This window comes from Nitrosomonas sp., from assembly GCF_043753625.1.
Taxonomy (GTDB): domain Bacteria; phylum Pseudomonadota; class Gammaproteobacteria; order Burkholderiales; family Nitrosomonadaceae; genus Nitrosomonas.
The window spans coordinates 1-10,998 of record NZ_JAYUWI010000109.1; the positions used below are offsets into that span (position 1 = coordinate 1).

Consider the following 10,998-nt stretch of genomic DNA (forward strand, 5'->3'; position numbering starts at 1 on the left):
TCGGTCGTGTATTCCTGCTTCGGTATCTTCTTCATCGTCTTCCTCACAAATGTAACGTTAATTGTACGTCACCCTTGGAAGACTATTTCTCGGGGGAAGCTCGGTAATCCCGGATAGTCGGACGGGGGCCTGCGGCATCTGATACAGGGGCATATGCGGGGCGATTGCTTTTTCTATCGGTGCCCAATCGATTAGTTGATCAATTTGATTGAGGAAGTTTCCTTTACGAGTGCGGCAGGTGACATCAAACTCCGAGAAACTTATATAAATTATCTCAATAATATGATTATAAACATTATTATGTCACTAATCGCATCTAAAACTGATTCTGGCTGTGCAGAGTTCTCTTGAATTTATTTCTAATACTCAACAATTGGGATTTCAGTTATTTTATCAGGATCCGGCGACAGAATCATAACCGTTACTCGGCGATTTCTTTTTCTACCTTCAGGTGTTTCATTAGTCTCTATGGCCCTATTTTCGCCATAGCCTATTGCTGTAAGACGATGCGCCTCAACGCCATTTTCTATGAATAGCCTGATCACACTACTTGCACGTGCTGAAGATAACTCCCAGTTTGATGGAAAATTTTCTGTCTGGATGGGTAAATTATCCGTATGCCCTTCGACATGAATCTCATGCTCGTGTCCCTTGATAACTTGAGCCACTGCTTGTAATGTCAGGCTTGAATTGTCTGCAAGCTTAGCTTGCCCTGGAGAAAAAAGAACGCTGGCATTGATTTCAACAGTAATCCCTAAAGAGCTTTGTGTTACTCGTACCTGCCCATCCTTTACTAAGGGCTCTAATGCATGGAGAATATTTTTCGCCATACTTTTCATTTTTTCTTGCTTCTTTGCTTTTTGAAAACTTAAATTATCAATTAGTTTGATTGAATCAGACTCATTTGATTGCTGGATACTAATAGGGGAAAATTCTGTTGAATGAGAAGGTGCAAGACTGGATGGGTTATCGTTCTTAAACGCGCTAACCAATGAAGAGCTTAAAACACGATACTTACCCTCGTTAACTGATGAAACTGCGTACATTACAATGAAAAAAGCAAATAATAGCGTAATGAAATCAGCATATGAAACAAGCCAGCGCTCATGATTATCCGCGTGTTCCTCATGCTTTTGCTTTCTTTTCTTTAACATGGATTATTCAAAAAATCATTTAATAATCGGATACCGCATGCTCAATTTAAACAAAATAACCTTTCAAGCGATTTTCTATTAACCGGGGATTCTCACCATTGGCGATAGCAACAAACCCATCAACCAGTATTTCTTGCATGACCACGTGTTCATTAATAATACTTTTTAACTTATTTGCTATTGGCAAGAAAATCAGATTAGCTAATCCAACACCGTATATGGTTGCAACAAAGGCAACCGCAATACCATTCCCTAAAAGTTCCGGATCCGATAAGTTCTCCATGACATGAATCAAACCCAGCACAGCACCTAATATGCCGATCGTCGGCGCATAACCGCCAGCCGCTTCCCAGATCCGGGCAGATTGACGTTGGTGCGCCTCTAGCGCCAATATATCAATTTCCATAACTTCACGTAATTTCTCCGGAGTACTTCCATCAGCAAGTAGCTGCAGCCCTTTCTTTGTCAAAGGATCTTTTACAATCGGCACATGCGTTTCAAGTGCCAGCAATCCTTCTTTGCGTGATATATGAGCCCAATTGATAATCTGTTTAATTAAAGTTTGCGGGGAATTGATTGGCGGAAAAAATACCCATGCACTCATTCTGACGCCATTGAGAAAAACTTTTACCGGGCTCTGTAGCAAAACCGCTCCAACCGTACCACCCATAACAATCAAAAAAGCCGCGACTTGCAGCAAGGAGCCAACATGACCGCCTTCGAGGATTTGCCCGCCAATAATTGCAACAAAAGCCAACAGAATCCCGATAACACTATTTAAATCCATCTTTGATTTTTTATTCATCACAGAATCCATTTATTGATACTGGATAATTTGCATGACACCTCAAAGATTTCTTAATCGGCTGCGCAAACGTGCGACAGCTTGCGTATGCAGCTGACAAACCCGGGATTCACTCACACCAAGCACTTCACCGATCTCTCTTAAATTCATTTCTTGTTCGTAATGCATCCCCATTACCTGTTTTTCCCGGGGAGGAAGATTATCAATAGCTGTAATCAGCTGATTCCGGAAATTCTCATCCAGTAGTACATTTAACGGATCGCCTTCAGAATCGATGAATAATCGATCCAAAAATGGCTCTTCATCATCCTGCTGAAAATCTTCGTAATAAATTAATTGAGCACCCCGTGCATTTTGCAAAGTCTCATGGTATTCATCAAGAGACATATCCAACTCCTTCGCCAGATCTTGTTCACTGGGTGCACAACCTTGGCGTTGCTCTAACAAATTAACAGCAGCTTCAATACGCCGCATTTTCTTACGTATGCTGCGCGGCAACCAATCCGCTTCGCGCAGTTCATCCAAGATGGAACCACGTATGCGCTGCGCCGCATAACTCTCAAATTGTCGACCATATGAACCTTCATAGCGATTGATTGCATCAAGCAAACCAATCATTCCCGCTTGAATAAGATCATCGACCTGCACACTCGCTGGCAATCGAGTCATCATGTGATAGGCGATGCGTTTTACCAATGGTGTAAATTCAGTTACAAACTGTTCTTTATCAATTGCTTTAGTTCCACTCGCAGTATACATAGTTAATTACACCATAAAATTTGCCATGCTAAGATGGCTTGTCCGAATCAATCGCTGCATGAAATTATCGATTCCCCCGTTATATTTATCCGGGCATGAGGAGCGCAAAACATTCCGAGCCAGATGTTTAAAACATAGCGCTGCTTGCGAAGCCGGGAATGCTTCAATCACCGGCCTGCATAGTTGCGTTGAGTTACGTAATTTTTCATCACTTTGGATATAGCCAATATATTCCAGTGTTACAGAAAGATATTGACGCGCTACTTTGTATAGATTCTGGTAAATGGACAGTGATTCTGTCTCTGAATCAACTTTATTCACAAGAATAAGGAAATGCTGTTTGCTAAACTCCTGGCTCATAATTTTAATCAGCACATACGCTCCCGTAAGGGATGCGGCTGAGCCAGAAATCACGATCATGACTTGTTCTGAAGCTAGACTTAAAGGTAGGACATGGGTTGTACCCGTCATTGCGGTATCAATCAGCACAATATCAACAGACTCGGTAAGCTCCGCAAAACTCTTGACGAGCCAATCCTGCTCAAGTGGATTCAGCTTGTTTAATGCATGAATGCCGCGCATGGCTGATAATATGATGATATTTTCCGGGCCTTGTAAAAGCACTTGATCCAGCCTTTTATCTTTATGGATCACGTGAAGTAAATCAAAGCGTGCCTGCAAGCCTAAATTCGTACAAATACTGTTATGGCAAGGATTCTCATCAATCAATAACACACGTTGACCATTTTGCGCTAATGCGGTAGCAAGATTCACCACAACACTGGTTTTTCCGATCCGTGCTGCTCCGCCTGCAATTGTGAAAACACGGGCTGAATCGGGCGCCTGAAATAATGTCAGATTACGTAACCCTGCCGCTTGATCGTGTAAAATCAATCTAGTCATAGGTAAATTCTGCCAATGATTTTTCTTCTGATTGTGATGGCACTCCACCATTCTTAGTTGCCATAATTAAAGCAAACTCGGCATCCCGTAAAGTAAAAGCGGATTCGTCCGGGATCGATTTAAAAATACGATGCAACAGATAACGCGGATTAGCGGCGTGAATATCTTCCGGGACCTTTTGTCCGTTTGCGACATAATGCAACGGTAATTTTCTGCGTATAACGACATCCAAAACCACACCTAAACTGGCAGCTTCATCGATTTTTGTAACTATGCAGCCGTAAATACCGTTCTTCTGGTGGGCAGAAATCACCTCATCCAGAGTTTTTCCATTCGATGCAGCGCTCAAAATGAGCATGCGTTTTACATCTGCGCCACAATTACTCAGCATCGCAATCTGCTCCGCAACCAGTTGATCACGCTGACTCATGCCCACCGTATCGATCAACACCATATGTTTGTTTTTCAGCTCCGACAGGGTTAACTGCAAATCTTCGGTATCTTTGATATTACGAACAGGAATACCCAATAATTGCCCATAGATTCTGAGCTGTTCATGGCCGCCAATACGATAACTATCGGTAGTCAGCAATGCGACTTTGTCTGCGCCATGCCGGATTACACAACGCGCTGCCAGTTTTGCTGTGGTCGTGGTCTTGCCAACACCAGTGGGGCCGATCAATGCATAAACACCACCTTTTTCAATGATGTCATCATTGGCAACTGTGCGCAGATTAAAAGCCAGTGCAGACATTGCCTGCTTTAGGCTTTGTTCATAATCAAGATCTACGGGTAACCTGTCGACTAATCGACGCGATAGTAGCGGGCTAAACCCCGTATCCAGCAAGGTACGTAACAGTTTTACTTTTTCTGGCCTACGCTGCGTAAAGTTTCCCCATGCAACAGAAGCCAGCTGATCTTCCAGTGTATTTTTCATCGCCTGTATCTCAGCAATAATATCGCGGGCGAATGATGCGGATACCGCATCATTCGCTGCTTTTTGGGTATTTACTGAATCACTCGCTAAAGACAGTAATGTTGAATAGGATTCAGCCCCACTCGGCACTTTATTTTTCCCGTAGTGAGTACTATCATGCGATGGCAAAGTTGCTGGCGTCTGGGTATGCATCAGGTCTGACATTTCAGAATCCGCCAGCGCCATGATTTCAACACCATCCCTGGTCTTTCTGTTCGATAAAATGACGGCATCAACTCCAAGCTCTTCTTTAACTTGACGTAATGCTTCTCGTGATGTGGAAGCGATATAGCGTTTTACTTTCATTTGTTACCCCCAACAATGGAAGTGAGTTTGATTTTTCGTGAATCCGGAATTTCTGAATGAGAAAGCACTCTTAGTTGCGGTAGTGCGCGGCGTAAAAATTTCGCCAGTAGGAAACGAATAGCACCTGGCACCAGTAATACAATCGGTAATCCAAGTTTTTCTTGTTGCAGTGCTGCGCTACGGGCTTCTTTTAACAATGTGTCGGCAAGCCCGGGCTCAATCCCTGTGCCTTGAGCACCGCCGGACTGCATCACCTGGATAAGTATATTTTCCAATTCGTGATGTAAGCCCATCACTTGCACCTCTGCACCTGCAGGAAAAAACTGATCCACAATTGCACGACCTAAAGCCGCCCTGATAATCGCGGTTAATTCGATCGCATCTTGTGTTTGTGCTGCATGCTCGGTCAGCACATCGATGATGGTACGCATATCCCGGATATGTACACTCTCTTCCAATAAATTGTGCAAGACTTTCTGTACTGTCGATAGCGGCAACAATTTCGGAACCAGATCTTCAATAAGCTTCGGAAATTGCACACTGAGATGATCAAGGAGTTTTTGTAACTCCTGTCTGCCCAATAATTCGGCAGCATGTGAATGAATCAAATGGTTGATATGCGTAGTTACGACAGTGCTGGCATCAACAACGGTGTAACCATTGACTTGCGCCTGCTCACGCAAAGTAGCTTCAATCCATACAGCGGGAAGTCCAAATGCCGGATCACTGGTCACTGTGCCAGGTAACTGCATCGTGACGCGTCCCGGATTGATCGCCAAATACATACCGGAATAAGATTCCCCCTGACCGATTACCGAACCCTTTAGTGTGATGCGATAGGCATTTGGCCGCAGCTCTAGGTTATCCCGGATGTGTATCACCGGTGGCAAGAAGCCAATTTCTTGTGCGAATTTTCTACGTATGCCATTTATTCTTTTTAACAAATCCCCCTGCTGTGCTTTGTCTACCAGAGGAATCAATCGATAACCGACTTCTAAACCCAGCGTATCAATGGGTGTCACATCATTCCAGCTCGCATCTGCTTTCTCTATGGAAGGTATTTCTGGAGCAATCGATTCGACGGTTGGAGCAACTGTTTCTTTTATCTTTAAATAAGCGATCGTCCCTAAAATAGAAGCAATGAGCAAGAATACAAAATTCGGCATGCCGGGCACCAATCCCATGATGCCCATAATGCAAGCCGTTATCACTAATACTTGTGGCTGATTAAATAATTGACTTAGGACTTGCTCACCCAGATCTTCATCGGTGGTCACACGACTCACAACCAAACCAGCTGCTGTTGAAATAATCAGCGCAGGAATTTGTCCAACCAAACCATCACCAATGGTCAACATCGTATATTGCTTAGCTGCTGCACCTAATTCCAAATCATGCTGCAGTACACCGACAAGCAATCCACCGATAATGGTAATGAGCATAATCAATATACCCGCGATGGCATCACCCCGCACAAACTTACTGGCACCATCCATCGATCCGTAAAAATCAGCTTCTTGAGAAATATCAGATCGACGCTTGCGAGCCTCATCTTCGCCAATCAATCCTGCATTCAAATCAGCGTCAATAGCCATTTGCTTACCCGGCATCGCATCAAGTGTAAAGCGCGCGCTGACTTCGGCAATACGTCCAGCACCTTTGGTAATCACAACGAAATTGATAATGACCAGAATAATAAAAACAATTATTCCAACGGTATAATTTCCTCCAACCAAAAAATGCCCGAAAGCTTCGATTACTTTGCCGGCTGCATCAGGCCCCGTATGCCCTTCCAGCAACACCACCCGGGTTGAAGCAATATTGAGTGATAGCCTCAATAAGGTTGTGATCAGGAGTATTGTAGGGAAAACTGCAAAATCAAGCGGATTCTTGGTGTAAAGACTCACCATGAGCACGATGATGGATATTGCAATATTGAAGGTAAATAGAAAATCCAGTATGAATGGTGGCAATGGCAGCACCATCATAGCCAGAATCATAATAATCAATATCGGACCGGCAAGAGTTTTGAGATTATTAGTATCTGTTAAGGCTGACAATGCGGCTGCGCTATTCATAGTATGTGTGATAAAAACCTATAATAAATATGCTCAAAAACTACACTTAAATCTTTTAAACCACCTGCTGTGCCGAATCCAGTTCAGCAGGTACAGGAACATCAACCGGTGGTTTTGGCGCCGCTCCACCATATTCGTTATAACGTCTTAACTGAAAGACATAGGCCAATATTTCAGCGACCGCAGTGTAGAGTTTTTCCGGTATTTCACTTTCCAATTCCGCGTGATGATACAAAGCCCGTGCAAGCGGTGGTGCTTCGAGAATAGGTATGCGATGCGCTTCGGCTACTTCACGAATTCGTGCAGCCAGTAAATGCACGCCTTTGGCAACTACTTTAGGTGCCCTCATGCTGTTACTCTGATAACGAAGCGCTACGGCATAATGCGTCGGATTAGTCACTATCACATCCGCTTTAGGTATCTCAGACATCATGCGACGGCGTGCAGCTTCACGTTGTAAACCACGAATACGGGCTTTAACAAACGGATCACCTTCACTGTCTTTATTTTCTTTTCGAACGTCTTCCTTAGTCATCCGTTGTTGTTTCGCATGCTCCCAGATTTTGTATGGCACATCGATCACGACAACCAGCATCATGGCGCCAACGATCAATAGAAAACTCATCGCCAGAAAATCACCAGTGCGGCTGATGCCTAAATGGACCGGCACGGTCAACAGTGCCATTACAGCCTCTTTGTTGTGCCAAATGACCAGTGCTGCAACACCGCCAATCACAACTGTTTTGAGGATAGCTTTCACCAGCTCGATCAAGCTGTTCACGGAAAAAATTCGGGCCAAGCCTTTAAAGGGATTAATACGATCAAATTTAGGCATAAGTGCCTTGGTGCTAAACATCCAACCGCTCAATAACATCGGAGCGAAAAATGCCACCACCAGAAGTAAAAATAGCATGGGTGCTATCGATATCAGACCTTCAAAAGCAAGCTCATACAAACGATTAAGCATGAGATCCGTTTGAAACGCCAAATCACGTTCCATTTGCATCCCTACTTTCATAATCCTCATGAGCTTATCTATCATGTCAGCGCCCATGAACAATAGCCCGGCAGCAGCTACCAGCAATACGGAAAATGTGGTAAGTTCCAGAGAACGTGCAACCTGACCTTCCTCTCGCGCTTTTTCCAAGCGCTTCGGCGTGGCCTCTTCGGTCTTTTCTAAATCACTGTCTTCAGCCATGACAAACTCCAAAATTCTACAAATGAATTATCATTGCGAATACCAGAATTCAATATAAGGAATAAAGAAGTAATCGTCCCCTTTATTGCTGAAGCAACAGTAACAGTATTATATTTTATGAACTATCAATGGGTTAATGGATAAACACATCGATTGAGACTTTTTTCCAGAACATACCCTTGATTGCGGATTAACAATTCCTCAATTACTTTCTTGCGGCTATGCATATTACTTTACGTTTTACTCGTTACTTTCTGATAACAAGCCTGCTAATTACTTGTTTATTAGTTCTTATGGCAGCATTATTACTGCGAGGCAGTTTGCCGCAATATGACGGCAAAACAGTTCTGCCTGGCTTATCCGCTCCTGTATTTGTCGACAGAGATGCGCTGGGCAGTGTCACCATAACGGGTGAAAATAGATTGGATCTGACGATGGCGATGGGCTATATTCATGCCCAAGAACGATTCTTTGAAATGGATCTAATGCGCAGGCAGGCTGCGGGTGAACTGTCTGAATTATTTGGTACCACTGCACTCATACATGATCGCAAGGCACGTCAATTTCGCATGCGTGCACGCGCAGCAGCAGTATTGAATCAACTTCCTGCGGAACAACGTCAATTACTCGATGCGTACCAGCTTGGTGTTAATAAAGGTATGTCTACACTAACCGTACGCCCATTTCCTTATTTACTGACACGAACTCAACCGGTTGCATGGCGCAATGAAGACAGCATTCTGGTGATATATGCCATGTTCTTCACCTTAAATGAGTCAAATATTTATCGTGAGTTGAAGCTATCCAGCATGCGCGCAGCATTATCCGATCCGGTTTATCAGTTTCTGACAATGCATGCAGGGAATTGGGATGCGCCACTCATCGATGAGCCTTTTATATTGCCGGAACTCCCGTCAGTAGAGGATATTAATCTGCAAAATTTGGATGAGCATTTATTCAAGGATGATCATATAAGTACCGAGCAGACACCAGGCAGTAACAGTTTTGCGGTTTCCGGCACATTAACCGGTGGATCTGCCATGGTAGCCAACGATATGCATTTGACATTACGTGTACCTAATTTATGGTTCCGATCTCGCCTTATTTATCCCTCCGAAGCATCTCCAGGCCAGCTTCATGACATTACCGGCATCAGCCTACCAGGTGTGCCATCCATTATTATCGGCTCAAACCGCCATATCGCCTGGAGTTTCACCAACAGTCATGGTGATTTTGCCGATTGGGTGCGGATAAATTTCGATGGAAACGATAAAACACGCTATCTTGGTTCAGCAGGCTGGAAGCCAATCAATATGATTCAAGAGATAATTTATGTCCGTAATGCTCCGGCCGAAATACTCAATATTTCTGAAACAGAATGGGGGCCAATCATGGCAAAAGATCATGATAAAACCCCATTGGCACTTGTCTGGACGGCACTTAAGCCCGAAGCAATTAATCTTAAATTAATTGAACTGGAGCAAGTAAATACCGCCGAGCAAGCGGTAAAAATTGCTCAACTAGCCGGCATCCCGGTACAAAATTTTATTGTCGGCGATCGCAGTGGCAATATCAGTTGGACGCTTGCCGGGCGCATTCCTGCGCGATCCGGCAACTATGACCCACAGATACCTGCAGACTGGACTAACCCTAATACTGGCTGGAGCGGCTGGTTGGATTCAGAGCAATACCCATTGATTGCTAATCCAGCTTCGCATCGGCTATGGTCAGCCAATTCGCGCACCGTTTCCGGCAATCAACTAGAAATTCTAGGCAACGGCGGTTACGATCTGGGCGCGAGGGCAACGCAAATTCGCGACAGTTTATTTGCGCGCGAGCAATTCACTGTTGAAGACCTACTAGCAATCCAGTTGGACCATCGCGCACTATTATTATCGAAGTGGTATCAATTGCTGATCGCAACATTGGATTCGGCTGACAACGCTCTGCCATGGGTTTCTGATATGAAAAAATCATTAAATGATTGGGACGGACATGCCTCCTCAAGTTCTATTGCCTATCGGGCAACACGCGCGTATCGCTATGAAGTTATGAATACTATCCTGGATGGGCTTGCCGCTCAGGTCAGACAAAATGATGCTACATTTAAATTGCCTAGACTCAGTCAGGCAGAATTGATTGTATGGCAATTGATCGAACAACAACCCCAGCATCTGCTTCCAGCAACCTATAAAAACTGGGACGATCTACTCTACCTTTCTGCCCAGAGAATCGCAGCGCAAATGCAACAGGATGGCGGCATTACTGAACGGAACTGGGGTGAAGTGAATGCAGCACATATCCGGCACCCATTCAGTCAGAAACTTCCCGAATGGATTGCAAGATGGCTTGATATGCCGAGAGATCCACTACCCGGCGATCACAATATGCCACGTGTCCAAACGCCTGATTTTGGCGCTTCACAACGTTCGGTAGTCGCCCCCGGTAAAGAAGAACAAGGCTATCTGGATATGCCGGGTGGGCAAAGCGGGCACCCGCTTTCTCCCTATTATGGCAGTGGGCATGCAAATTGGGTGAACGGAAAACCTACGCCTTTTCTTCCCGGAAAGCCTGAGAAGCAGATGAGATTTGTTCCAACGGATTCATAACTAAGTTGCTTCCTGATTCGGGAAACAGGCGTAATAAAATGGTAGAACGGGCATTTAGCTTTGTGCCTAAGCGATACGATACCAGACATTTCAGCTACACAAGCTTCCAAAACGATTTGTTAGAAATAGCGACAGTAATATTGCAGGAAGGGGAAAAAAGTGTACTTTCTCCTGGAAAAGGTATTGTTCAAAATAATTTTATGAGAACAT

General features: G+C 44.3%; 8 protein-coding genes. 1 reads left to right on the top strand and 7 read right to left on the bottom strand.

Going from position 1 to position 10,998, the window contains the following annotated elements; genetic code table 11:
* Positions 1-359: 359 nt before the first annotated feature.
* The 7 genes from motD to flhB are packed head-to-tail and all read right to left on the bottom strand — an operon-like array spanning position 360 to position 8,179.
* A complete protein-coding gene (gene motD, locus ACH10T_RS09275; RefSeq protein WP_394809005.1) occupies positions 360-1,154 on the bottom strand; it encodes a flagellar motor protein MotD in 795 nt (264 codons plus the stop codon).
* A 46-nt stretch (positions 1,155-1,200) separates the two neighbouring features.
* Complete coding sequence (locus ACH10T_RS09280; RefSeq protein WP_394809012.1) at positions 1,201-1,941, bottom strand: flagellar motor protein; 741 nt, start codon at positions 1,939-1,941, stop codon at positions 1,201-1,203.
* A 60-nt stretch (positions 1,942-2,001) separates the two neighbouring features.
* On the bottom strand, positions 2,002-2,718 hold the full coding sequence (locus ACH10T_RS09285; protein ID WP_394809006.1) for an RNA polymerase sigma factor FliA: 717 nt from the start codon (positions 2,716-2,718) through the stop codon (positions 2,002-2,004).
* Positions 2,719-2,724: 6 nt separating this feature from the next.
* A complete protein-coding gene (locus ACH10T_RS09290; RefSeq protein ID WP_394809007.1) occupies positions 2,725-3,621 on the bottom strand; it encodes a MinD/ParA family protein in 897 nt (298 codons plus the stop codon).
* The gene (flhF, locus tag ACH10T_RS09295; RefSeq protein ID WP_394809008.1) at positions 3,614-4,903 is read right to left on the bottom strand and encodes a flagellar biosynthesis protein FlhF; all 1,290 of its coding nucleotides are present in this window, start codon (positions 4,901-4,903) and stop codon (positions 3,614-3,616) included. Before flhF ends, ACH10T_RS09290 begins: the two co-directional genes overlap by 8 nt.
* Positions 4,900-6,981 carry a flagellar biosynthesis protein FlhA gene (gene flhA, locus ACH10T_RS09300; protein WP_394809009.1) on the bottom strand — a complete coding sequence of 694 codons (2,082 nt, stop codon included), beginning with the start codon at positions 6,979-6,981 and terminating at the stop codon, positions 4,900-4,902. The genes flhF and flhA overlap by 4 nt, the downstream gene beginning before the upstream one ends.
* A gap of 55 nt (positions 6,982-7,036) precedes the next feature.
* Positions 7,037-8,179 (bottom strand): flagellar biosynthesis protein FlhB, encoded by a 1,143-nt coding sequence (gene flhB / locus ACH10T_RS09305; RefSeq protein ID WP_394809010.1) that lies wholly within the window; start codon positions 8,177-8,179, stop codon positions 7,037-7,039.
* A gap of 293 nt (positions 8,180-8,472) precedes the next feature.
* Here flhB and ACH10T_RS09310 point away from each other — a divergent pair, with 293 nt between their 5' ends.
* Positions 8,473-10,788, top strand: coding sequence for a penicillin acylase family protein (locus tag ACH10T_RS09310; RefSeq protein WP_394809011.1), 2,316 nt, complete (start codon positions 8,473-8,475; stop codon positions 10,786-10,788).
* Positions 10,789-10,998 lie beyond the last annotated feature (210 nt).

What these genes read in the sequence shown, in the direction of transcription:
- motD (WP_394809005.1), bottom strand. Translation starts at nt 1,154, where the DNA reads ATGTTAAAGAAAAGAAAGCAAAAGCATGAGGAACACGCGGATAATCAT.
- ACH10T_RS09280 (WP_394809012.1), bottom strand. Translation starts at nt 1,941, where the DNA reads ATGGATTTAAATAGTGTTATCGGGATTCTGTTGGCTTTTGTTGCAATT.
- ACH10T_RS09285 (WP_394809006.1), bottom strand. Translation starts at nt 2,718, where the DNA reads ATGTATACTGCGAGTGGAACTAAAGCAATTGATAAAGAACAGTTTGTA.
- ACH10T_RS09290 (WP_394809007.1), bottom strand. Translation starts at nt 3,621, where the DNA reads ATGACTAGATTGATTTTACACGATCAAGCGGCAGGGTTACGTAATCTG.
- flhF (WP_394809008.1), bottom strand. Translation starts at nt 4,903, where the DNA reads ATGAAAGTAAAACGCTATATCGCTTCCACATCACGAGAAGCATTACGT.
- flhA (WP_394809009.1), bottom strand. Translation starts at nt 6,981, where the DNA reads ATGAATAGCGCAGCCGCATTGTCAGCCTTAACAGATACTAATAATCTC.
- flhB (WP_394809010.1), bottom strand. Translation starts at nt 8,179, where the DNA reads ATGGCTGAAGACAGTGATTTAGAAAAGACCGAAGAGGCCACGCCGAAG.
- ACH10T_RS09310 (WP_394809011.1), top strand. Translation starts at nt 8,473, where the DNA reads ATGGCAGCATTATTACTGCGAGGCAGTTTGCCGCAATATGACGGCAAA.